Raw genomic sequence first — 22,184 nt, 5'->3', positions numbered from 1 at the left:
CCACCTGCCACGGCCGTGCTGCGCCTCAGCGAGCTGAAACTGCCGCTCGATCACAGCGCCGCCGACCTGGAGGCGGCCATCACCCGCCGGCTGAGGCTCGTCCCCGGTGAGCTGCGCGGCCATCACCTGGTGAAGCGCAGCGTCGATGCCCGGCGGCGCGGCGCCATCGCCCTGGTGTACTGCCTCGACCTGGAACTCGAGGCCGGCGCCAGGCGCCGCCTGCTGCGCCGCTACGCCGGCGACCCCCATCTGCGTCCGACCCCGGACAACCGCTACCGCCCGGTGGCCCGGGCCGAGGGAGCCGCCGCGGAGCTGCGCCCGGTGGTGGTGGGCGCCGGCCCCTGCGGCTACTTCGCCGCCCTGCTGCTGGCCCAGATGGGCTGGCGCCCGCTGCTGCTGGAGCGCGGCAAGGCGGTCAAGGAGCGCACCGCGGACACCTTCGGCTTCTGGCAGGGCCGCCGCCGCTTCGATCCCGGCTCCAATGCCCAGTTCGGCGAGGGCGGGGCCGGCACCTTCTCCGACGGCAAGCTCTACAGCCAGGTGAGCGAGAACCCCGCCTACATCCGCAAGGTGCTGGAGGAGCTGGTGGCGGCCGGGGCCGATCCGGAGATCCTCACCCTGCACCACCCCCACATCGGCACCTTCAAGCTGGCCACGGTGGTGCGGGGGCTGCGGGCCCGGATCGAGGCGCTGGGGGGCGAGGTCCGTTTCGGTCAGCACGTGGTCGCGCTGCTCCTGGGGGACGGACCCGAGCGGCGCCTGGCGGGCGTGCGGCTGGCCGACGGCACCGCCATCGCCTGCGACCATCTGGTGCTGGCCCCGGGCCACAGCGCCAGGGACACCTTCGCGATGCTGCATCACCTCGGTGTGGCCATGGAGCCGAAGCCCTTTGCGGTCGGGGTGCGGATCGAGCATCCCCAGGCCCTGGTCGACCGGGCCCGCTGGGGGGAGGCGGCCGGCCATCCGCGGCTGGGCCCCGCCGAGTACAAGCTGGTGCACCACTGCAACGGCGAAGCCAACGCCGGCCGCAGCGTCTACAGCTTCTGCATGTGCCCCGGCGGCCTGGTGGTGGGGGCCACCTCCGAAGAGGGCTGCGTCGTCACCAACGGCATGAGCCAGCACTCCCGGCGGGAGCGCAATGCCAACAGCGGCCTGGTGGTGCCGATCACCCCGGAGGATCTGGCGCCCTACGCCCGGGAGGGGGAGGAGGCCCTGGCCGGGATCGCCTTCCAGCGCCACTGGGAGCGGCAGGCCTTCAGCGCCGGCGGCGGCGACTACCGGGCACCGGCCCAGTGGCTGGAGGATTTCCTGGAGCACAGGCCCAGCCGGGAGCCCCCCCCGGAGGCGGTGGTGGGCTCCTACCAGCCCGGCCTGCGCTTCGGCAGCCTGGACGGTTGCCTGCCGGACTATGTGCTCGATGCGATCCGGGAGGCCCTGCCGGTCTTCGCCCGCCGCATCCCCGGCTACGCCATGGCGGGGGCCCTGCTGACCGGCGTCGAGACCCGCACCTCCTCGCCCCTGCGGCTGCAGCGCCACCCCACCGGCCTCGAGAGCCTCAACACACCGGGGCTCTTCCCGGCGGGGGAGGGGGCCGGCCATGCCGGCGGCATCCTGTCGGCGGCGATCGACGGCATCAAGGTGGCCGAGGCGGTGGCGCTCAGCCTTGCGACACCACACCGCTCCACTGCACCGCCCTGACCCCGTCGCGGCGCCAGGAGTGGAACAGGGCCGGTTCGGCCACGGTGCAGAGCGGGCAGTGGCCGATCCGCTCCGGGGCGATCCCCTGGCGTTCCAGCTGCAGTGCCGTGGCCCGTCGGATGTCCAGCCGATCGCGGCCGGGGGCGGGATCCGTCAGCAGGGCACCGCAGCGCTCCAGATCGGCCAGGGCCTGCTCCTGCGGCGGGGCGCCGTCCTCGGCCGCCAGGGCGGCGGCCACCTGCAGGGTCACGGAGCGTTCCACCTGGTAGCGGAAGCCGGCCACGGCCGGACCCAGCGCCACCACAAGCCGGTCACGGCTGGCGCCGCGCGCCACCAGCGCCTCGATCGCCGCCGGCACGATCCTGGCCGCGACCCCGCGCCAGCCCGCGTGGCAGGCCGCCACCCGGCCGCTGGCGGGGTCGGCGATCAGCACGGGGGTGCAGTCGGCCCCGCACACCCAGAGGCTCTGGCCGCCCCGGTCGCTGCGCAGTCCGTCCGCCTCCGGCCAGGGCTCCCGCTCGGCTGCGGAAGCAGGCAGCACCGCACCGCCATGCACCTGGCGGGTCCGGTGCACGCTGACGCCGGCGCTGAGGGCGCCAGCCAGCTCCTCCGGCGGCCGGCCCTGCCACTGGCGGGTGAAGAAGCCGTGCTCGAACGCCGCCAGCAGGTCGCACTGGAGGTAGTGGCCGCCATAGGTGCCCACCCAGGTCCAGCCGGGGAGGTCGTTGAAGCCGGCATCGGGCCGATCGAAGGGGGGCTCGAGCGCCTCAGCCATGCGCCTCAGCCCTCGGGCAGGTCGCGCAGCAGCCAGAAGCCCTCGAGGGTGGAAGCCTCCTCGCTGGCCTGGATGGCGATGAACTGGAGGCCGCCGGCCCTCTCGCGGGCCTCCGCAAAGGCCTGCTGGGCCAGCCGCGCCTCCTCTTCCGGCAGTCGCGCCAGGATCCAGCGATCCTCGAGGCCGGCCTCCAGCACCAGCTGGCCGGCGCTGACCTCAAGCCGGGTCGGCTCCAGACCGGACAGCCAGCCGGCGATGGCCAGGGCCCGCCGGCGGCTGAAGAGCCGGATCCCGGGCACCGGTGTGGCGGGATCGATGTCGGACGGCAGGGCCACCAGGCCGGGGAAAGCGATCTCCCAGCCGCCGGCCTCGGCCAGGGTGGCGGCGCTCAGGGTGGCCCAGCTCCAGCTGTCGCCCCGGGCTGCCTCCGGCAGGGGCAGGGCCACCGGCGGAATGGGCTGGGGAGGCGGGGCGAGGGGGCCGGCCATGTAGCCCGGCTCCAGGGGGTAGACGCTGGCCTGCCGCTCCCGCAGCCACTCGACCAGGCCATAGCAGCGCCGGCTCGGCACCAGCTCCAGGCCGAGGCCTTCAGCGGCCCGCTGCACCATGGCCCGCATCGAGCCGCGCCAGCAGCGCAGCCGCCGCGGCGGGCCGTAGCCCTGCTCGGCGGCCGCCGCCAGGGCCGCCTCGATCGCCCCGCGCAGCCACTGGGAGTTGACGCTGGCGGCCGGACAGGCCATCGACCAGCGAAAGGGGGCCGGCGCTGGCTGCAGACCCGCCGTCGAGCAGATCAGCACCTCCCAGCGCTTCTTGCCATCAACCTCCAGGATCGGCCTGGAGTAGTAATCGAGCTCCCAGTCCGGGCCGGGGGCCTGCACCGCTACCGCTGCGCTCATCCTGCGTCCTGTTCCTGCTGGCGCAGCAGCGAGCGGGCCCGGTGGGCCCGGTCCTCGGCCTCGGCCATCACGATGTCCTTGGCGATCAGCAGCTCGCCGGGGGGACCTTCGAGCAGGGCGGTGTTGAGGGCGATGCGGCCCCGGGCGGGATCGACGGCGGTGATCAGGGCCTTGAGGTGCTCACCCTGCTGAAAGGCCTCGCGCAGATCCCGCAGGGCACCGCCGGTGATCGAGGACTGGTGCAGCAGGCCGCTGACACCGCCCAGGTCGACGAAGAAGCCATAGGGCTTGATCGACACCACCTGGCCTTCCACCAGCTGCCCCACCTCCAGGGTGGCGAAGCGGGCGGCTGTGGCGGCCCGCTTCTCCGAGAGCACCAGCTTGCGGGTCTCGGCGTTGACCTCCAGGAAGGCAACGCCCAGGGTCTGGCCGACGAGGGCCTCGTGGTTCTCCCCCTCGTTGAGCTGGGAGCGGGGGATGAAGCCCCGCAGGCCCTCCAGGTCGCAGGTGACACCGCCGCGGTTGAAGCCGTTCACCTTGACCTGCACCACCTTGCCCTCCTTCTCCAACTGGCGCACCTTCTCCCAGCTCTGGCGCAGGGCCAGGGCGCGGGCGCTGATCGTCACCATGCCGTCAGCGTTCTGCTCGCGGGTGACGAGCACCTCGATCGGCAGTCCCTTCGGGAAGCGCTCCTTGAGGTTGGTGATCACCCCAAGGCCGCACTCGCTCTTGGGCATGAAGCCGGGGGCCTTGCCGCCGATGTCGACATACACACCGTCGCTCTCCATGCCGATCACCACCCCCTGGACCACCTCACCGGTGGTGCCGACCGGGGCGTTCTCATCGAGGGCGGCGAGGAAGGCCTCCTCATCGAAGTCGAAGTCATCCACGGTGCGGGCCTGGCGAGGGGGCTCACCAGGGGCGGCCTCGGAGGCGGCGGGGCCCCGACCGGCTGACCGGGCCGAGCCGCCGCGCCGATCCGGGGCCGGTCCGAGCAGATCGGCCATGGTCAGGCCCTCGATGCCCTCCAGATCGAAGCGGTCGCCGTCCTCGGCGGGGGGCGAGGGGGGCCGTACCGGCGCGGCGACCTGTCCGGAGGCCGCCGACGGGGCGACGGACGGGCCGGGGGCGGCCGGGGCGAGGGGGGGCTCGGGCGCCACCTCATCCTCCTTCTTGATCATCAACACCTGGGGGGGCTTGCGCAGCGGCGCCGGGGCCGACCCGGAAGGCCTCGCCGGCGGCGTGGGGCGCTGGGCGGGGTTCCGGGGCTGACGCGGCGCGGGGTTGCCGGTTCCTGCCATGGAGGTCCTCAGCGAAGCACGGGGCTCCACACTGTACGAATCACCCTTCGGAGGCCGGTCCTCCCCCGCCGATGCCCCCCAGCACCGAACGACGCCTCGCCAGCCTCAGCTGGACGACGGTGCGTGAGCAGGCGGCCCGTCCGGGCAGCACCGTGCTCTGGCCCCTCGGCGCCGTCGAACAGCACGGTCCGCTGCTGCCCCTCGGCACCGATGCCCTGTTCGCGGAACGGGTGGCCGAAGCAGTGCTGGACCGGCTTGCTCCCGACCTGCCGATCTGGCGCCTGCCGCTGCAGAGCCTGGGCTTCTCACCGGAGCACCTGGGTTTCCCGGGAACCCTCAGCCTGCCGGCCGGGCTGCTGATCGACCTGGTGCGCGCCGTCGGCCGGGGGGTCGCGGCGGCAGGCTTCCGGCGGCTGGTGCTGTTCAACGCCCACGGCGGCCAGATCGGCCTGCTGGAGGCGGCGGCCCGGGAGCTGCGGGTGCTGGAACCCGACCTGGCGGTGCTGCCCTGCTTCCTGTGGCGCGGCGCCGATGGACTGGCAGCGCTGATTCCCGAGCCGGAGCGCAGCAACGGCCTTCACGCCGGCCTGGCCGAGACGAGCCTGATGCTGTGTCTCGAACCGGCCTTCGCCGGCCCCCTCCCCGCCGCCGACGGCCCCGGTGAAACCCTGGCACCGCCCGCCGGCTGGAGCCTGGAAGGGGCCTGCCCCAGCGCCTGGCGCACGCAGGAGATCAGTGCCAGCGGCGTGATCGGTGATCCCTCCGGCGCCAGCGAGGAGCTGGGCCGCCAGCTGTTCGGGCTCCTGGTGGAGAGCTGGGAGCAGCGGCTGGAGGCCCTGCTGCGCAGCGACTGGCCGCCGACATCCGGCAGAGCGTGACTAAAGTTGTGAGATTGCTTATCCCCGTGGTTCCCATGCCCACCCTCGCAACCACCACGTCCGTCGATTCCTCCCTGGATCCGGTGGGCCCGATCGAGGGGAGCGACCTGCCCGACTTCAGCACCGCCGCCTACAAGGACGCTTACAGCCGCATCAACGCGATCGTCATCGAAGGCGAGCAGGAAGCCCACGACAACTACATGTCCCTCGGCACCCTGCTGCCCGACCAGGCCGAGGAACTGGCCCGGCTGGCCCGTATGGAGCTGAAGCACATGAAGGGCTTCACCGCCTGCGGCAACAACCTCGGCGTCACCGCTGACATGCCCTTCGCCCAGGAGTTCTTCTCCCCCCTGCGCAACAACTTCCAGGCGGCCCTCCAGGAGGGCAAGGTGGTCACCTGCCTGCTGATCCAGGCCCTGCTGATCGAAGCCTTCGCCATCTCGGCTTATCACATCTATATCCCTGTGGCCGATCCGTTCGCCCGCAAGATCACCGAGGGGGTCGTCAAGGACGAGTACACCCACCTCAACTACGGCCAGGAGTGGCTCAAGGCCCATCTCGAGGAGTCCCGCGCCGAGTTGGAGCAGGCCAACCGCGACAACCTCCCCCACGTGCGCCGCATGTTGGATCGGGTGGCCGCCGATGCCGCTGTGCTGCACATGGAGAAGGAAGACCTGATCGAGGATTTCCTGATCGCCTACCAGGACGCCCTCACCGACATCGGCTTCACCCCCAGGGAAATCGCCCGGATGGCCGCCGCGGCCCTGGTGGGCTGAGCCGCCCCCCTTCCCCACCCCTGGGGAGGATGTAGCGTCGGCGACATCCGGCCCCGTCCCTGCCGCCGCTTTCTCCTTTCTGCATGTTCGGCCTGATCGGTCATTCCACCAGCTTCGCGGCGGCCCGCAACCTGGCGCGGAGCCTGGGATTCGAGGAGTACGCCGAGGGGGATCTGGACATGTGGTGCAGTGCTCCCCCCCAGCTGGTGGAGAGGATCAGTGTCACCAGCCCCACGGGCAAGCGCATCGAAGGGGCCTACATCGATTCGGTGTTCGTGCCCGAGATGCTGAGTCGCTTCAAGACGGCCAAGCGCAAGGTGCTCAACGCCATGGAGCTGGCCCAGAAGACCGGCATCGACATCACCGCCCTCGGAGGCTTCACCTCGATCATCTTCGAGGACTTCAAGCTGTTGCGGGAGCAGCAGGTGCGGGCCACCACCCTGGACTGGACGCGGTTCACCACCGGCAACACCCACACCGCCTGGGTCCTCTGCCGTCAGGTGGAGGAAAACGCCCCGAAGCTGGGCATCGACCTGCACCTGGCGAAAGTGGCTGTCGTCGGTGCCACCGGTGACATCGGCAGCGCCGTCTGCCGCTGGCTCTCCCAGCGCACCGGCGTGCAGGAGCTGCTGCTGGTGGCCCGTCGGCCCCAGCCCCTGGCTGATCTCCAGCAGGAGTTGGGCGGTGGTCGGATCCTGCCCCTCGAGGAGGCCCTGTCCGAAGCCGACGTGGTGGTCTGGGTCGCCAGCCTGGCCCAGGCCAGCAGCATCGACCCCAGCCGGCTGCCCCGTCCCTGCCTGATGGTCGACGGCGGCTACCCCAAGAACCTGGACACCAGGGCCGCCGGCGACGGCATCCACGTGCTCAAGGGCGGCATCGTCGAATTCGGCTCCGACATCGGCTGGCAGATGATGGAAGCCGCTGAAATGGCCAGACCCCAGCGCCAGATGTTCGCCTGCTTCGCCGAAGCGATGCTGCTGGAGTTCGAAGGGCTGCACACCAACTTCAGCTGGGGCCGCAACAACATCACCCTCGAGAAGATGGACCTGATCGGCGCCGCCTCCCTTCGCCACGGTTTCCAGGCCCTCGGCCTGGACGTGCCGGCAGCAGTCCCCAGCCTCTCCATCCCCTGATCCCCCCGCCTGAGCCCCCTATGGCCCGCCGCGTCCTGCTGGAGTTCGAGAAACCGCTGGTGGAGCTCGAGGAGCAGATCGAGCAGATCCGGCAGCTGGCGCGTGATTCCGAGGTGGACGTGAGTCAGCAGCTGCTGCAGCTGGAGACCCTCGCCACGCGGCGGCGGGAGGAGATCTTCAGCTCCCTGTCCCCGGCCCAGAAGATCCAGGTGGCCCGCCACCCCCAGCGGCCCAGCACCCTCGATTACATCCAGGTCATCACCGACGAGTGGATCGAGCTGCACGGCGACCGCCGCGGCAACGACGATCGCGCGCTCGTCGGCGGCGTGGGTCGCATCGGCGACCAGCCCGTGGTGCTGCTCGGCCATCAGAAGGGTCGCGACATGAAGGAGAACGTGGCGCGCAACTTCGGCATGGCCTCCCCGGGCGGCTACCGCAAGGCGCTGCGGCTGATGGAGCATGCCGATCGCTTCCGCCTGCCGATCCTCAGCTTCATCGACACCCCCGGGGCCTACGCCGGCGTCAAGGCCGAGGAGGAGGGCCAGGGTGAGGCGATCGCCGTGAACCTGCGCGAGATGTTCCGGCTGCGGGTGCCGATCATCGCCGTGGTGATCGGGGAAGGGGGCTCCGGCGGCGCCCTCGGCATCGGCGTGGCCGACCGCCTGCTGATGTTCGAGCACAGCGTGTACACCGTGGCCAGCCCCGAGGCCTGCGCCTCGATCCTCTGGCGAGACGCCGGGAAGGCCCCCGCCGCCGCCGAGGCCCTGCGCATCACCGGCGCCGATCTGCTGCAGCTCGGCCTGGTGGATGCCCTGCTGAAGGAGCCCTCCGGGGGCAACCACTGGGCGCCGGTCCAGGCGGCGGAAACACTGCGCCAGGCGCTGCTCAGCCACCTTGCGGAGCTGCAGACCTGCAGCGAATCCGCCCTGCTGGAGGCCCGCTACGCCAAATACCGTCGCATGGGACAGGTCCTGGAGGGGGCGACGCCAGACCACGCCCACGCGCCGTAGGGTTTGCCTCCCTGCCGCTCCGCCCTTTGCCCGTCGCTCTGATCACCGGTTCCTCCCGCGGCATCGGCGCCGCCAGCGCGCGCCGTTTCGCCGCCGAGGGCTACGACCTGCTGCTGGTGGCCCGCAGCCTGGCCGACCTCGACGGGCTCGCCACCGAGCTGCGGGCCCTGGGCCGCCGCGTCGAGACTCTGTCCCTCGACCTGAGCCGGACGGAGGCCATCGCCCCCGCCCTGGCCGAACTGCTCAGCCGTGGCCTGCTGCCTTCGGTGGTGATCAACAACGCCGGGGCCGCCTGGACCGGTCCCCTGGCGGCGATGCCGATCGAGCGCTGGCAATGGCTGCTGCAACTCAACCTCACCAGCGTCTTCCAGGTCTGCCAGGCGGTGCTGCCCGCCCTGCGCCAGGCGGGTGGCGGACGGATCATCAACGTCAGCAGCCACGCCGCCCGCAACGCCTTTCCCGAGTGGGGGGCCTACTGCGTCAGCAAGGCGGCCCTGGCCTCCTTCAGCCGCTGCCTCGAGGCGGAGGAGCGTTCCGCCGGCATCGCCGTGAGCACCCTCACCCTGGGGGCGGTGAATACACCCCTCTGGGACAGTGAAACCGTCCACAGTTCCTTCGACCGACGTGCCATGCTTTCAACCGAGCAGGTGGCCGAATCCCTGCTCTACCTTGCGCGGCAACCCCACAGCCAGACGGTTGAGGACCTCACCCTGATGCCGGCCGCCGGAGCCTTCTAACCCCCCTTATGACATCCACCCTCCCCAGCGGCCTCAGCGCCCGTCAGGCCGCTCCGGTCACCACCCCCATCCCCGTCAGCCTGCGAATCCGCGAACGGCTGCAGAAGGAAGGAATCCCGTTTCTGGCCAACGACAACATCTCCGACCATCTGCGCGAGGGTGAGCTCGACCAGCTGGAGATCGAGGTGGCCGGCAAGGTGCGCGACCTGCTGCGCAGCCTGGTGATCGATATCGAGAACGACCACAACACCGAGGAGACGGCCGAGCGGGTCGCCAAGATGTACCTCCACGAGGTGTTCAAGGGCCGTTACCACGAGCAGCCGAAGATCGCCAGCTTCCCCAACGTGAAGCAGCTCGATGAGATCTACACCGTGGGGCCCATCTCCATCCGTTCCGCCTGTTCCCACCACCTGGTGCCGATCCTCGGCAACTGCTGGATCGGCATCAAACCCGGTGAGCGGGTGATCGGCCTGTCGAAGTTCTCCCGCGTCGCCGACTGGGTCTTCTCCCGTCCCCATATTCAGGAGGAGGCGGTGATCATCCTCGCCAACGAGATCGAGCGGCTCTGCCAGCCCCTCGGACTGGCGATCCTGGTCAAGGCCCAGCATTACTGCATGAAATGGCGCGGGGTGAAAGAACCCCAGACCAGCATGGTCAACTCAGTCGTGCGCGGTGATTTCCGCCACGACCCGAGCCTGAAGCAGGAGTTCTTCGAGCTCGTGCGCCAGCAGGAGGCCCTGCTCAGCACCTGAGCCGTCTCAGTTCCCCGGCCGGGGAGCAATCGGCCCCACCACCTGGGAAACGCTGCGCTGGCTCCCCCCGGGGGTGGGCACCGCCACCACCACCATCACCCGGGAGGCCACATCGTCGGGCGTGAGCGCGTAGGTGGGGCCGCTGGCTCCCTGGATCAGCTGCCACTGAAGCTGCCCGGGAGACAGCCGGTACCAGTGAAAGGCACTGGGGGGAAGGGAGGCCAGCCCTTCGGCGGCCGCCGTCGCCTGCAGCAGGGCCCCCTGCATGGCCTCGCCCTGGAGCAGGAGCTGATCGAGTCCGGCGATCCGCTGCTCCACTGCCCCCTCGATGCGCTGATCGCCGGCGATCTGCTGGCGCAGCAGCTGGATCTGCTGCTGGGGATCGGCCGTCACCCCGGGAACACACTGAAGCGTGCCGTCCACCAGCTGGCAGCCCACCAGGTCCTGGGCCCGGAGCACGGGAGCCCCTGGCAGTGAGGCCAGCAGCAGGGCCAGGGGGAGGACGACACGGGCTCGCGAAGGACAGCGGAGGAAGGCCAAGTGCGGGGTCAGGAATCGGGCTGCACCGATCCTGCACCCGGCACGGCCAAACGCCAATCAACCGCTGCCGGATCCACGCACCGCCGCCACCAGGGCCGCGACCCGCCCCAGGTCCTTGACCCCGGGGCGTTCCTCCAGGGCGCTGGAGGCATCCAGCCCATCGGGACGCAGCCGGCCCAGCAGCTCGGCCACCGTCCCGGGCCCGACGCCCCCAGCCAGCCACCAGGGCATGGGCGGGCGGAAGTCCTCCAGCCACGCGATCGGAATCCGGTGCCCGGTCCCCCCCAGCTGGCCAGGCTGCCAGGCATCCAGCAGCAGGGCCTCCACCACACCTGCGTAGGCGGCCGCCCGCTCCAGGTCTTCGGGCGTCCTCACCCGCAGGGCCTTCCAGAGGCGCACCCCCAGTCTCCGGCCCAGTTCGCGGCAGCGCTCGACGCTCTCGTCGCCATGGAGCTGCACCACCGCATGGCCCCTGCCCGCCGCCAGCTCCTCCAGCTGGTCGTCCCCCGGATCGGCCGTCACCAGCACGCCGAAGCAATCTTCGGGGCCGGCAGCCCTGGAGGGGCGACCGGCGGCCATGGCGGCGAACAGGCCGAACCGCTGCTCCGGCGGCACGTAGCGGGGCGAGCCTGGAACGGCGATGACTCCGATCGCATCGGCCCCCAAGGCCGCGATGGCGGTGGCCTGCGCCGGCTCCCGGAGCCCGCAGATCTTGAGCAGCGGAGTGGTGACCGGAATCGGAGCGGCTGGTCTGTCTTTCTAGGATGGGCAGTACAACTCCGGCCGCGGCCGGATCTCCGAGCGGACGGTGCCCGTGGGTGAAGGCTGGCAACTGCTGACGATCCGCGGCATCCCCCTGCGCATCCACCCGAGCTGGTTCGTCATCCTGCTGCTCGCCACCCTGGCCTTCCAGCAGCAGTACGCGCTCAGCCTGGGCGGCCAGCTTGCGCCGGCGGCGCTCTGGGCCGTGGCCCTGGTCACGGCCCTGGCCCTGTTCGTCTCCGTGCTGCTGCACGAACTCGGCCATTCCCTTGTGGCCCTGCGCCAGGGGGTCAAGGTGAAGAGCATCACCCTGTTCCTGCTGGGCGGTGTGGCCAGCGTCGAGCGGGAATGCTCCACCGCCCGCGGCGCCCTGATGGTGGCGGCAGCGGGACCGGCAGTGAGCCTGGTGCTGGGGTTCGGCCTGCTGGCCTCCACCCATACCGCCAGCCATGTCGCCCCGGTACTGGGCCAGATGGTGGAACGGCTCGGTGCCCTCAACCTGATCCTGGGCCTGTTCAACCTGCTGCCCGGCCTGCCCCTCGATGGTGGGCTGATCGTCAAGGCCCTGGTCTGGCAGTTCTCCGGCAGCCAGCGGCGGGGGGTCGAGGTGGCCAATGCCTGCGGCCGCTTTCTGTCCCTGTTCGCCGTCGGCATGGGCACGGTGCTGCTGCTGCGGGGGGGTGGCATCGCCGGCGCCTGGCTGATCCTGCTTGGCTGGTTCGGCCTTGGGGCGGCCCGCAACCAGAAGCAGATGCTGGTCGTCCAGCAGGCCCTCAAGGACCTCAAGGTCCGGGATGTGGCCCAGCGCCGCTTCCGGGTGCTGGAGGCCGACACCACCCTCCGGGAGCTGAGTCGGCTGCGCCTCGGCGCGGCCCCACCGATCGCCGAGGCCGGCGACGGGGCTCCTCCCCCAGCCGAGCGGGAAACCAACGGCCCAGCGGAGTGGCTGCTGGTTTGCGACCGAGGTCGCTGGCAGGGGTTCATCGATGACGAACCCCTGCAGTCCCTGCCAGTCCAGTGCTGGGACAGGGAGCGGGTGGGGGACCACCTCCAGCCCCTCTCCAGCCTGCCCTCCATCCCCGAATCCGCCCCGCTCTGGCAGGCCGCCCTCCAGCTGGACGACGGCAACCATCAGCGGCTGCTGGTGCTCAGTCCGGCTGGACTTCCCTGCGGCACCGTGGAGCGCCCCGAACTGGGGGACGCGGTGCTCAAGAAGCTGGGACTGCGACTCCCCGCCAACCTGCTCACCGTCGCCCGCCGGGAGAATGGGTACCCCCTGGGCATGGCCCTCGGCCAGGTGGCCCGCGGCATGGTCAGTTCGGGAGAGGTCTCTCCACTGACGGACTCGGTGAGCCGGTAGCCGACGCGATCATCCGATAACGGACGCGCAGGGGTTCGATCGAGGCCAGCTCCTCCCCACCCAGGGGGGCCAGGGGCGGCCGTGAAGACGACAGGGGTTCAACGCCGGGATCCGGTACGGAGGGCCAAGGCAGAAAGCGCGCCGCCGAGCCGAGCAGATGCTCCTCCAGGTCGTTCCCCGCCAGCGGCAGGGGAGCGAGGTCCGGCGGATCGCCGCCGAAGACCGCCCGCCAGAGATGGGGGCAGGGGTCCAGTTGGATCGAACCGTGCTGCAGCAGATGGCCGCCGCGCCAGAGCTGGGCGCTGCCCACCCGCTTGGCACCGCTGGGGTGGACCAGGTCGGCGACGGTGCTGGTGGCGAAGCAGCTGCTGCGCTGCAGGCTGGCCGCCTGGCGGCCGCACTGCAGCGGCAGATCCATGGCGGCGAAGGCCTCCACCAGCCAGGTGAGGGCCCGGCCATAGACCTCCGATCGGGTTCCCTGCGGCCGGGGCCACACCAGGGCGTAGGTGAGGTCGGCGCCATGGAGCACGGCCCGGCCGCCGCTGGGGCGGCGCACCAGGTCGATGCGCCCCTGGCGCCGCAGGTCCCACCAGTGGGGCTCCAGCCGCCGCTGATGCCAGCCCAGTGAGAGGGTGGGCCGTGACCAGCGGTAGAGCCGGAACGCCGGCGTCGGCGGCCCCTCCAGCAGCCAAGCGTCAATGGCCATCTGCCAGTCCCCGTCCAGGCACGTGGAACGGACCCAGCGCATCGGAGCCTCCGGCGGCGTGGACGGGACAGGTGGCCCTGTCATGATGACCCCCTGGTCAGCCGAAGGCCCCGACCCTGATCTGGAGTCTGCTGCCGCTGCTGCCCCTGGGACTGGTGGCCGGCCTGCTCTCCGGACTGCTGGGCATCGGCGGTGGGCTGATCTTCTCCCCCCTGCTGCTGCTGCTGGGGCTGACGCCCCACCAGGCCCTGGCCACCAGCACCCTGGCGATCGTTCCCACCACGCTCGGCGGCAGCATCGCCCATGTGCGCAGCGGCCGGCTCGCCTGGCCGGGGGCGGTGGCGATCATCGCCGGGGCCGCCCTCAGCGCCGGGCTGTTCAGCCGCCTGGGCCAGGGGCTGGCCGGCTGGCAGCTGATGGGCCTGCAGACCCTGCTCTATGCCCTGCTCACCGGGCTCATCCGGCCCCGCAGCCCGTTGGAGCAGGGGATGCCGGAGTCGCGCCCGCTGGAACTGGCCCTCTCCATGGCCCTGGTGGGCGTCCTGGCGGGGGTGGCGGCCGGGCTGCTGGGGGTGGGCGGCGGCCTGGTGATGGTGCCGGTGATGGTGGGGGTGCTGCGGATGCCGGTCCACGCGGCAATCCGCTACAGCACCCTGGCGGTGCTGGCCTCCGCCTGCAGCGCCTCGCTGGCCTTCCTGGCCGATGGCCGGGCGAATCCCCTCATCGGCCTGGTGCTGGGGGGCACCGCGGCGGTGGCGGCCCAGTGGTCGGCCTCCCGGCTCGAGCGGGTCCGGGAGGAACGGCTGGTCTGGATGCTGCGCGCCATCACTTTGGTGCTGGCGGTGGACAGCGGCCGCCGCGCCCTCGGTCTCTGGTTGGAGGCTCAGGGCAGCACACTCCAGAAGCCGGGGTCGAGCTCGTAGCCCAGCACGGCGGCCATCTGGCCCAGGCTGGCGCGGCACTCGATCCCCCCGGAGGCCGCCCAGTGGTCGAGCAGGAACAGGCGCTGGGTGATCCACAGCTCCAGGCTCTCGGGCGCGAAGCGGATTCCCTCGGTGGGGCTGAAGCCATGGGGAAGCAGCATGGCCACATGGCGGGTGAGCTGGCCGCCGCTGCGCTCCAGCACCAGGGGCAGCCAGGGATGGAGCGCATCGGCCCGCAGGCTCCACAGCCGCAGTTCCGGGATCTCCGAAAGTTCGCGCGGATCCTCCGCCTCCCGGGGCCAGTCGAAGTCGAGGACCAGGCCGCCGGCCGCGGTCAGCAGCGCGGCCGGCGCCAGCGACGCCAGGCCCGCCAGGGGGGAGAGGTCGAGGCCGAGCACCTGGGCGGCGGACACCTTCAGGGGCTCGGGGCAGGGTTGGGGCGCCATCAAGAGCTGTGACAGGGCAGGGCCGGAGGCTGGACCGTAGCTCGCGATGGCCGAAGAATGGGTCGGTCAAACTCCATTCACCGTCAAGGATATGGTCACTCCGATCAACCAGGCCGAAGTGCTGATCGCCCTCATCGTGGCGGCCCATGCCGGGGTGCTGGCCGTCCGTCTCTGCTTCAGCCTCTACAAAGCCTGAAGCTGCAGCGCCGCTCCCTTGGCAAGGCCCGGGCAGGCTGCTACAAGCGGAGGGCTCGCAGCCTTCCCTCAGGTGCGCCAGACCCAGCCCCAGCCTTCCCGGCGCCAGCCCCCCGCTGCACGCAGCTCCACGGGCCGTCCACGGCGTTCCCGGTCTCTTCAGGTGGCCGGGGATGGCGCGGTCGGTCCGTTCCCGTTGCACCCGATTCCCGGCCTGCAGGGCCAGGTGGCGGCCGCCGGCTCCGGCATCGAGTCCGTCCGTGCCGGCGGCGAAGCCGGCGGCTACAGCCGTGAAAGCCAGCTCCTCTCCCTGTCCGCCGAGCGGCAGGAGCTGGTCTGCAGCCTGATCGGCCTGGCGGTCAAGCTGGGACTGGTCGCCCTCACCGGCGTCAGCCTGTTCCGCCTCGCCGGCGCCTACCAGCAGCGCATGGAGAGCCAGGGGGAGATCGCCGCCGTGCTGGAGCTGGAGAACGCCAAGCTGGTCAAGGCCCGGGAACGCTTCGATGCCCTGTTCATGGTGGAGGGGGAGCAGCGCCTGATCCGGGAGCAGAGCCAGTGGATCGCCCCAAATCGCCTGCGGGTGATCTGGCAGTCGAGCCGTCCGTTTCCAACTGTTGAATCCGCCGCGTCCGGATCCGGAAACCAGGGATCCCGTCCGTAGGTTGGGGCCCCCTTCGCCCGCGGATCAGCAACGCCATGGTGACCCCATCCGGTGACACCGCCCTTTCCCCCGCCAGCAGCGGCGTTCCCGGAACGGCCCTGGTCACCGGCGCCTCCTCCGGTGTCGGTCTGTTCGCCGCCAAGGCCCTCGTGGATCGGGGCTGGCATGTGGTGATGGCCTGCCGGGACACCGACAAGGCCCGGCGGGCCCAGGCAGCCCTGGGCATCGCCGATGCTGCGGTGACCCACCTGAAGGTGGATCTGGCGGATCTCGACAGCGTGCGCGCCCTGGTGGACGCCTTCGGTGCCACCGGCCGCTCCCTTGATGCCCTGGTCTGCAATGCGGCGGTCTACCTGCCGCGGCTGAAGCATCCGGAGCGCTCGCCCCAGGGCTACGAGATCTCGATGGCCACCAACCACTTCGGCCACTTCCTGCTGATCCACCTGCTGATGGAGGACCTCAAGCGTTCCTCCCACCCATCGCGGCGCCTCGTGATCCTGGGCACCGTCACCGCCAATTCCAAGGAGCTGGGGGGCAAGATCCCCATCCCCGCGCCCGCCGATCTCGGCGACCTGTCGGGCTTCGCCGCCGGCTTCAAGGCGCCGATCGCCATGGCCAGCGGCAAGAGCTTCAAGCCAGGCAAGGCCTACAAGGACAGCAAGCTCTGCAACATGATCACCACCCAGGAGCTGCACCGCCGGCTGCACGACAGCACCGGCATCGTGTTCACCTCCCTCTATCCGGGCTGTGTGGCCGACACGCCCCTGTTCCGCCACACGCCGCGGGCCTTCCAGACGATCTTCCCCTGGTTCCAGAAGAACATCACCGGCGGTTACGTGAGCCAGGCCCTGGCGGGCGAACGGGTGGCCCAGGTGGCGGCGGATCCGGAGTTCGCCGTCTCCGGGGTGCACTGGAGCTGGGGGAACCGGCAGACGAAGGGGGGCAAGCAGTTCAGCCAGGAGCTCTCGGAGAAGGCCAGCAACCCGGTGACGGCCCAGCGGATGTGGGACCTCTCCATCCAGCTGGTGGGGCTGACCTGAGGATGGCCCGCACGCTGCGCTGGGGAGTTGGGCTGCTGCTGGTCGTCAGCCTGTCCATCGGTGCCTTCCTCTTCCTGCCCTTCCGCTCCTGGCTGCCGGGCGGGACGGTGGCCGATGTGCCGCTGAGCCAGGTGGTGAACGGTGCTGCCTTCAACCGCCTGTTTCCGGAGCCGGAGGAAGGAGACCAGTTGGTCTTCACCCAGGAAAAGCGTGGCTTCAGCGAAGCCAGGCTCAAGCGTGGTGGCCAGTTGAAGGCCCTGCTGGCCATCTCCGATGTCACCACAGCTCCGGAGGCCCGCAACAAGTTCCAAGCCAGCCCGAGCCGCCTGCAGGGCTGGCCGCTGGTGGAACAGGGTCCGCAGGCCACCGCCCTGCTGGTGGCCGACCGCTTCCAGGTCAAGGTGATCGGCCAGGGGGAGGGACTGGACCCCGAGCAGCGTCAGGAGCTGCTGGGGCGATTCAACCTCCAGGGCCTGGCGGCACTGCAGCCAGCGACCGGGCCACGGGCCGCTCTACCCGGCGGCAACCCGTCCGCCGGTCGCCAGAGCCTTGAGCGCCTTGCCAGCCCCGGGCCCGCGGCATGAGCGCTGTTCTCGAGCGCCTCGAGCGTCTGCCCCGGCGCAACCTGACGGTGCTGGCCCTCAAGGGCCTCAGCACCCTGGTGCCCGGCGGCTGGCCCAACATCACCCGGGCCGACGCGCTGATCGCCGACGTGCTGGGCAGCACCGATCCGGAGCTGATCCGCCAGGTGCGGGCGCGGGCCGACCTGCTGAGTCGGGCGCGCCACGAGGGCTATGGCCGTGCCCTGAGCCTGTACGACGCCGTCAACCGCTCCCAGAAGGCGGCCGGTGGCCTGAGGCTGCTGGCCAACATCGGCGGCGCCCTGCCGCTGGTGAAGCGGGTCGCCGATCTCACCCCCACCAGCGACACCCTGCAGGCGGCGGATCTGAGCCTGAAGGTGGCCGCCGAGATGCTGGCCTTCACCCAGGTGAACGGCCTGCCCGGCGACAGCTTCGGCGACTTCGCCGCCGCCCTGGGCGACTACGCCGGGGAGGCCCGGGTGAGGATGGCCGCCCTCATCTGCTTCGATGCCCTGCTGCCCCTGGGCGACCAGGCCTTGTCGCGGCTGGATGACCTGCTGGGAGGCGTTGACAGGCGGGACCTGCACCAGCTGCCCGCCTATGCCGGCATGGCCCGACTGCTGCCGGGACGTGGTGATGGGGCCCATCTCAGCTTCCTGCGCCGGAGCATCGAACCGTGGCTGGGCTGGGCCGGCGGCTTCACCAGCCAGCTGGGTCTCACCGGCCAGAAGGCGGTTCAGGCCCTGGAGGGAACCCTGGGCCCCTGGCAGGGAAGCTTCAAGCAGATGGCCACCTTCCTCGACGCCTTCACCGACACCTACCAGCACACGGGGGTGCAGGCGGTGGCCCGTCGACTGGTGGAGCGGGCCGCCGCGGAGATCTGACGGGCCCGCCGGGGTCCGTCAGCTGGCCCTCAGTCGAAGCCGAGCAGATCGAAGATCTCCCGGTCCTTGAGGGATTCGGCCTCCAGGGGCTCCACATCGCTGAGCATCTTGCGGGCCAGGCTGAGGTACTCCTCCTGAACGGCCTCCACTTCCGGCGTGCTTTCCATCTCGAAGATGGTGCACTTCTTGAGCCGTGACTTGCGGATCGCGTCCACGGTGCGGAAATGGGCCATGGTGCGCAGGCCGGTGCGCTCATTGAACTTGTCGATCTCGTCGGTCTGCTCGGAGCGGTTGGCGATCACTCCGCCGAGGCGCACCTTGTAGTTCTTGGCCTTCGCATTGATCGCCTGCATGATCCGATTCATGGCGAAGATCGAATCAAAATCGTTGGCGGTCACGATCAGGCAGTAGTGGGCGTGCTGGAGGGGGGCCGCGAAGCCGCCGCAGACCACGTCACCGAGCACATCGAAGATCACCACGTCGGTGTCCTCGAGCAGGTGGTGCTCCTTGAGCAGCTTGACCGTCTGTCCGGTCACGTAGCCGCCGCAGCCGGTGCCGGCCGGGGGGCCACCCGATTCCACGCACATCACACCGTTGTAGCCCTCGAAGACGAAGTCCTCGGGACGCAACTCCTCGGTGTGGAAATCGACGGTTTCGAGAATATCGATCACCGTCGGCACCATCTTCTTGGTGAGGGTGAAGGTGGAGTCGTGCTTCGGATCACAACCGATCTGCAGCACCCGTTTGCCCAGCTTGGAGAAGGCGGCCGAGAGATTGGAGGAGGTGGTGGATTTGCCGATGCCGCCCTTGCCGTAGACGGCGATCACCAGGGCCCCCTCCTCGATGTTCATCGACGCGTCCTGATGCACCTGCAGGCTGCCCTCGCCATCTTCGCGGGGGTTGGTGCTCGGGGGAGACGTGAGTGTGGTGGTCATAGGAAAAACAAGGGGAAGCCGGACAACCGGCGGATCACGCGTCAGAAACAGCCTGCTCAGATCGGATCCCGGCTGTCAGGGGATCACGCAAACCGAAACATCGCCAGAGAGTCCCTCAACGGCAGAAGAGGGGCCTCAACGGCTGAAGTGGGCCTTGGCGTCGTACAGGGCTTCGGCATCGATTCGCTCCAGGCCCCGTTCGCGGGCGAAGGCTTCGGTGTTCTTGCGCACCTTGCCCCGCACGAAGAAGGGAATCTTGGCGAGCTCGGCCTCACCATCGGCCGTCCAGAGGCTTTCGAGGGCCTCCCGGACGGCGGCACCGGCGGTGGTGGTGCCCGGAGCCGGGGCGGCGGTGGCGACGGACGCCGGGACCGGCACCTGGGTCGGGGCCGTGGCCGTGGGGGCCTCATTGTCGGCGCCCGAGGCCGCCGCCGGGGCGCCGTCACCGAGGTGGCTGCGGTGGCCATCGACGAACTCGAAGTCGTGGCGGAACATGCCGATCAGGTGCTCCTCCAGGCCCATCATCAGCGGGTGCACCCAGGAGTCGAAGATCACGTTGGCCCCCTCCCAGCCCATCTGGGGGGAGTAGCGGGCCGGCACGTCCTGGACGTGCAGGGGGGCGCTGATCACGGCACAGGGCAGCCCCAGCCGCTTGGCGCTGTGGCGCTCCATCTGGGTGCCCAGCACCAGCTCCGCCGCCGCCTCGGCCATGGCCTTCTCCACCACCAGGTAGTCGTCGGTGATCAGGGCCTCCAGGCCCAGCTCGGCGGCGGCGGCCCGCACCTCCCGGGCCTGCTCGCGGCTGTAGCTGCCCAGGCCCACCACCTGGAAGCCCAGCTCCTTGGAGGCGATCCGGGCGGCGGCGATGGCGTGGGTGGCATCGGCGAAGATGAACACCCGCTTGCCGGTGAGGTAGGTGGAATCCACCGATTTGGAGTACCAGGGCAGCCGCGAGCGGCGCTCGGCCTCGCTCGGCTGACCCTCCAGCTCCTGCAGCTCGGCCGGCAGCGCCAGGTCGAGAACACCGTGCAGCTCCCGCAGGAAGGCGGCAGTGGCGCCGATGCCGATCGGCACCGTGCGCACCACCGGGGTGCCGAAGCTGCGCTCCAGCCAGCTGCACACCGGGCCCGCCACCTCGGGGTAGAGGCAGACATTGGCGTCAGCCGTGGGGATGCGCTCCAGGTCGGCGGGCCGGGCCCCCAGGGGGGCCACCACCGCCACATCGATGCCGTGCTCGGCCAGCAGCCGGGTGATCTCCAGCACGTCGTCCCGGCAGCGGAAGCCCAGCAGGCTCGGGCCCAGCAGGTTGACCCGGGGGCGGCGACCCTCCTCGCGCCAGCGGGACGGGGACGGCTTGGGGGTGCCCGGAGCCGGCAGCTGGGGCTTGAGCAGGGTGCGCACCAGCTGGTAGAAGGTCTCGGCGGCGCCCCAGTTCTCCTTCTTGGAGTAGGCGGGCAGCTCCAGGTTCACCATCGGCACCCCCAGGTTCATGCCGGCGGCCAGGGCGCCGGGCTGGTCCTGGATGAGCTCGGCGGTGCAGCTCTCGCCCACCAGCAGCGCCTCGGGCTGGAAGCGCTCGACGGCCTGGCGGATCGAGCGCTGCACCAGCTCGGCGGTGTCACCGCCCAGATCCCTGGCCTGGAAGGTGGTGTAGGTGACGGGGGGCCGCAGTCCCCGCCGCTCGATCATCGTGAACAACAGGTCGGCGTAGGTGTCGCCCTGGGGGGCATGGAGCACGTAGTGCACCCCCTCCATGGAGGTGGCGATGCGCATGGCACCCACGTGGGGGGGGCCTTCGTAGGTCCAGAGGGTCAGTTCCATGGGGGTTTCAGGAGAGCTGCAGCACGGCCCGGCGCCGCAGGGGGCGGGCAAAGAGTTCGGCCAGTTCACCGGCCTGGTCGCAGCCGTGGATCGGGCTGAACACCAGCTCGATCGACCACTTGGTGGCGATGCCCTCGGCCTCGAGGGGATTGGCCAGCCCCAGGCCGCAGAGCACCAGGTCGGGGCGGGCGGCCCGTACCCGTTCCAGCTGCAGGTCGACGTCCTGGCCCTCGCTGAGCTGGGTGTCGGGGGGGAGCAGGGCCAGGTCAGCGGCCATCAGCTGGCGATCCAGGTAGGGGGTGCCCACCTCCACCAGCTCCATGCCGCATTCCCGGCTCAGGAAGCGGGCCAGGGGGATCTCCATCTGGGAGTCCGGCAGCAGGAACAGCCGCTTGCCGGCGAGCACCTGCCGGTGGGGCTCCAGGGCGCGGCGCCCCCGCTCGACGAGCGGGTCGAGCACCGCGTTGAAGCGCTCGGCGGGCACGGCGAAGGCATGGGCGGCGGCGGCCATCCAGTCGCGACTGCCCTCCACGCCGAAGGGATACGGGGCGCTCAGCAGGGTGGCGCCCCGGTGCTGCAGCGCCCGGGCGGTGGCACTCAGGAAGGGCTGGGCGAGCAGCACCCGCGTCCCCTTGCCCACGGGAGGCAGGTCGGTGGAGCGCCGCGGCGGCAGGCTGCGCACCGTGGTGATGCCCAGCCGCTCGAAGATCAACCGGAAGCGATCCTCCACGGCATCGGCCAGGGTGCCCACGATCAGCAGCTGCTCCTCCTCGGAGGAGGGCAGCAGGGGCAGCATGGCCAGCAGGGCATTGTCCTCCCCCTGGGTGAAGGTGGTCTCGATGCCGCTGCCGGAGTAGTTCAGCACCCGCACCCGTCCGAGCAGCTGGGTGTTGAGGCGTTCGGCCGCCTTGGCCAGGTCGAGCTTGATCACCTCGCTGGGGCAGGAGCCCACCAGGAAAAGGGTGCGGATCTCGGGCCGACGCTCCAGCAGATCCTTCACCAGACGGTCGAGTTCCTCGTTGGCATCCGCCAGACCCGCCAGGTCCCGCTCCCCCAGGATCGCCGTGCCGAAGCGGGGTTCGGCAAAGATCATCACGCCGGCCGCCGACTGGATCAGGTGGGCGCAGGTGCGGGAGCCCACCACCAGGAAGAAGGCGTCGGGCATGCGGCGGTGCAGCCAGACGATGGACGTGAGGCCGCAGAACACTTCCCGCTGGCCGCTCTCCTTGAGGATGTCCGGGGGTGACGGCTGAACCGGTGGAGCGGATACACCCATGGAGGGGATCGCCAGGTATGGAGCCTCCATGGGTTAGCGGGGACGGCGGGGTCCCCGCCCGACTGCGTTACATCTTTTCGGGATCGTGTGCGGGTTCC

General features: G+C 70.6%; 24 protein-coding genes. 14 read left to right on the top strand and 10 right to left on the bottom strand.

What is annotated here, in order from left to right; translation table 11 throughout:
* Positions 1-15: 15 nt before the first annotated feature.
* Positions 16-1,698: an NAD(P)/FAD-dependent oxidoreductase gene (locus VB738_RS12205; RefSeq protein ID WP_323305986.1), complete on the top strand. Its 1,683-nt coding sequence runs from the start codon at positions 16-18 to the stop codon at positions 1,696-1,698.
* Here the strand turns inward: VB738_RS12205 and VB738_RS12200 are convergent.
* Genes VB738_RS12200 through VB738_RS12190 form a run of 3 tightly spaced genes read right to left on the bottom strand, consistent with a single transcriptional unit; the run spans position 1,658 to position 4,670 of the window.
* Complete coding sequence (locus VB738_RS12200) at positions 1,658-2,473, bottom strand: polyphenol oxidase family protein (RefSeq protein ID WP_323305985.1); 816 nt, start codon at positions 2,471-2,473, stop codon at positions 1,658-1,660. The genes VB738_RS12205 and VB738_RS12200 overlap by 41 nt on opposite strands.
* 5 nt (positions 2,474-2,478) lie before the next feature.
* Positions 2,479-3,369 carry a Tab2/Atab2 family RNA-binding protein gene (locus tag VB738_RS12195; protein WP_323305984.1) on the bottom strand — a complete coding sequence of 297 codons (891 nt, stop codon included), beginning with the start codon at positions 3,367-3,369 and terminating at the stop codon, positions 2,479-2,481.
* Positions 3,366-4,670, bottom strand: coding sequence for a S1 RNA-binding domain-containing protein (locus VB738_RS12190; protein WP_323305983.1), 1,305 nt, complete (start codon positions 4,668-4,670; stop codon positions 3,366-3,368). Before VB738_RS12190 ends, VB738_RS12195 begins: the two co-directional genes overlap by 4 nt.
* Positions 4,671-4,741: 71 nt before the next feature.
* Here VB738_RS12190 and VB738_RS12185 point away from each other — a divergent pair, with 71 nt between their 5' ends.
* From VB738_RS12185 to folE, 6 genes are all read left to right on the top strand, one after another.
* Entirely contained in the window at positions 4,742-5,548 is an 807-nt protein-coding gene (locus tag VB738_RS12185) for a creatininase family protein (RefSeq protein WP_323305982.1), read from the top strand.
* A 35-nt stretch (positions 5,549-5,583) separates the two neighbouring features.
* Positions 5,584-6,324 carry an aldehyde oxygenase (deformylating) gene (locus VB738_RS12180; protein ID WP_323305981.1) on the top strand — a complete coding sequence of 247 codons (741 nt, stop codon included), beginning with the start codon at positions 5,584-5,586 and terminating at the stop codon, positions 6,322-6,324.
* Positions 6,325-6,407: 83 nt separating this feature from the next.
* Complete coding sequence (locus VB738_RS12175; protein WP_323305980.1) at positions 6,408-7,457, top strand: long-chain acyl-[acyl-carrier-protein] reductase; 1,050 nt, start codon at positions 6,408-6,410, stop codon at positions 7,455-7,457.
* A 20-nt stretch (positions 7,458-7,477) separates the two neighbouring features.
* Positions 7,478-8,467: an acetyl-CoA carboxylase carboxyltransferase subunit alpha gene (locus VB738_RS12170; RefSeq protein ID WP_323305979.1), complete on the top strand. Its 990-nt coding sequence runs from the start codon at positions 7,478-7,480 to the stop codon at positions 8,465-8,467.
* A 26-nt stretch (positions 8,468-8,493) separates the two neighbouring features.
* Complete coding sequence (locus VB738_RS12165) at positions 8,494-9,204, top strand: SDR family oxidoreductase (protein ID WP_323305978.1); 711 nt, start codon at positions 8,494-8,496, stop codon at positions 9,202-9,204.
* A gap of 8 nt (positions 9,205-9,212) precedes the next feature.
* Entirely contained in the window at positions 9,213-9,956 is a 744-nt protein-coding gene (gene folE / locus VB738_RS12160) for a GTP cyclohydrolase I (protein ID WP_323305977.1), read from the top strand.
* A gap of 6 nt (positions 9,957-9,962) precedes the next feature.
* Here folE and VB738_RS12155 read toward each other — a convergent pair whose 3' ends face one another.
* Entirely contained in the window at positions 9,963-10,496 is a 534-nt protein-coding gene (locus VB738_RS12155; protein WP_323305976.1) for a hypothetical protein, read from the bottom strand.
* A gap of 57 nt (positions 10,497-10,553) precedes the next feature.
* Complete coding sequence (locus VB738_RS12150) at positions 10,554-11,234, bottom strand: phosphoribosylanthranilate isomerase (RefSeq protein ID WP_323306058.1); 681 nt, start codon at positions 11,232-11,234, stop codon at positions 10,554-10,556.
* 76 nt (positions 11,235-11,310) lie between these two features.
* Here VB738_RS12150 and VB738_RS12145 point away from each other — a divergent pair, with 76 nt between their 5' ends.
* A complete protein-coding gene (locus VB738_RS12145; RefSeq protein ID WP_323306057.1) occupies positions 11,311-12,618 on the top strand; it encodes a site-2 protease family protein in 1,308 nt (435 codons plus the stop codon).
* Here VB738_RS12145 and VB738_RS12140 read toward each other — a convergent pair.
* On the bottom strand, positions 12,572-13,324 hold the full coding sequence (locus tag VB738_RS12140) for a lipoyl protein ligase domain-containing protein (protein WP_323305975.1): 753 nt from the start codon (positions 13,322-13,324) through the stop codon (positions 12,572-12,574). The two genes, VB738_RS12145 and VB738_RS12140, sit on opposite strands and share 47 nt — an antisense overlap.
* A 116-nt stretch (positions 13,325-13,440) precedes the next feature.
* On the opposite strand from VB738_RS12140, the gene VB738_RS12135 reads away from it, so the two are divergent.
* Positions 13,441-14,247 carry a sulfite exporter TauE/SafE family protein gene (locus tag VB738_RS12135; RefSeq protein WP_323306056.1) on the top strand — a complete coding sequence of 269 codons (807 nt, stop codon included), beginning with the start codon at positions 13,441-13,443 and terminating at the stop codon, positions 14,245-14,247.
* Here VB738_RS12135 and VB738_RS12130 read toward each other — a convergent pair.
* Positions 14,208-14,693 carry a CRR6 family NdhI maturation factor gene (locus VB738_RS12130; RefSeq protein ID WP_323305974.1) on the bottom strand — a complete coding sequence of 162 codons (486 nt, stop codon included), beginning with the start codon at positions 14,691-14,693 and terminating at the stop codon, positions 14,208-14,210. The genes VB738_RS12135 and VB738_RS12130 overlap by 40 nt on opposite strands.
* Positions 14,694-14,784: 91 nt before the next feature.
* Here VB738_RS12130 and psaM point away from each other — a divergent pair, with 91 nt between their 5' ends.
* From psaM to VB738_RS12105, 5 genes are all read left to right on the top strand, one after another.
* Positions 14,785-14,889, top strand: coding sequence for a photosystem I reaction center subunit XII (gene psaM, locus VB738_RS12125; RefSeq protein WP_043325215.1), 105 nt, complete (start codon positions 14,785-14,787; stop codon positions 14,887-14,889).
* Between the two features lie 195 nt (positions 14,890-15,084).
* Entirely contained in the window at positions 15,085-15,549 is a 465-nt protein-coding gene (locus VB738_RS12120; protein ID WP_323305973.1) for a hypothetical protein, read from the top strand.
* Between the two features lie 35 nt (positions 15,550-15,584).
* Positions 15,585-16,589, top strand: coding sequence for a protochlorophyllide reductase (locus tag VB738_RS12115; protein ID WP_323305972.1), 1,005 nt, complete (start codon positions 15,585-15,587; stop codon positions 16,587-16,589).
* Between the two features lie 2 nt (positions 16,590-16,591).
* Positions 16,592-17,173 (top strand): hypothetical protein, encoded by a 582-nt coding sequence (locus VB738_RS12110; RefSeq protein ID WP_323305971.1) that lies wholly within the window; start codon positions 16,592-16,594, stop codon positions 17,171-17,173.
* Positions 17,170-18,054, top strand: coding sequence for a hypothetical protein (locus tag VB738_RS12105; protein WP_323305970.1), 885 nt, complete (start codon positions 17,170-17,172; stop codon positions 18,052-18,054). Before VB738_RS12110 ends, VB738_RS12105 begins: the two co-directional genes overlap by 4 nt.
* 29 nt (positions 18,055-18,083) lie before the next feature.
* Here the strand turns inward: VB738_RS12105 and bchL are convergent, their stop codons facing one another.
* The 3 genes from bchL to VB738_RS12090 form a co-directional block, all read right to left on the bottom strand.
* Positions 18,084-18,989 carry a ferredoxin:protochlorophyllide reductase (ATP-dependent) iron-sulfur ATP-binding protein gene (bchL, locus tag VB738_RS12100; protein WP_323305969.1) on the bottom strand — a complete coding sequence of 302 codons (906 nt, stop codon included), beginning with the start codon at positions 18,987-18,989 and terminating at the stop codon, positions 18,084-18,086.
* A 135-nt stretch (positions 18,990-19,124) separates the two neighbouring features.
* The gene (locus VB738_RS12095; RefSeq protein ID WP_323305968.1) at positions 19,125-20,810 is read right to left on the bottom strand and encodes a ferredoxin:protochlorophyllide reductase (ATP-dependent) subunit B; all 1,686 of its coding nucleotides are present in this window, start codon (positions 20,808-20,810) and stop codon (positions 19,125-19,127) included.
* A 7-nt stretch (positions 20,811-20,817) separates the two neighbouring features.
* The gene (locus VB738_RS12090; protein ID WP_323305967.1) at positions 20,818-22,086 is read right to left on the bottom strand and encodes a ferredoxin:protochlorophyllide reductase (ATP-dependent) subunit N; all 1,269 of its coding nucleotides are present in this window, start codon (positions 22,084-22,086) and stop codon (positions 20,818-20,820) included.
* Positions 22,087-22,184 lie beyond the last annotated feature (98 nt).

The sequence above is a fragment of the Cyanobium gracile UHCC 0139 genome, from assembly GCF_034931325.1.
In the GTDB taxonomy this organism is placed as follows: domain Bacteria; phylum Cyanobacteriota; class Cyanobacteriia; order PCC-6307; family Cyanobiaceae; genus Cyanobium; species Cyanobium gracile_B.
The sequence above is the reverse complement of the archived record's forward strand: the minus strand, read 5'-3'. Positions and strand labels throughout refer to the sequence as shown.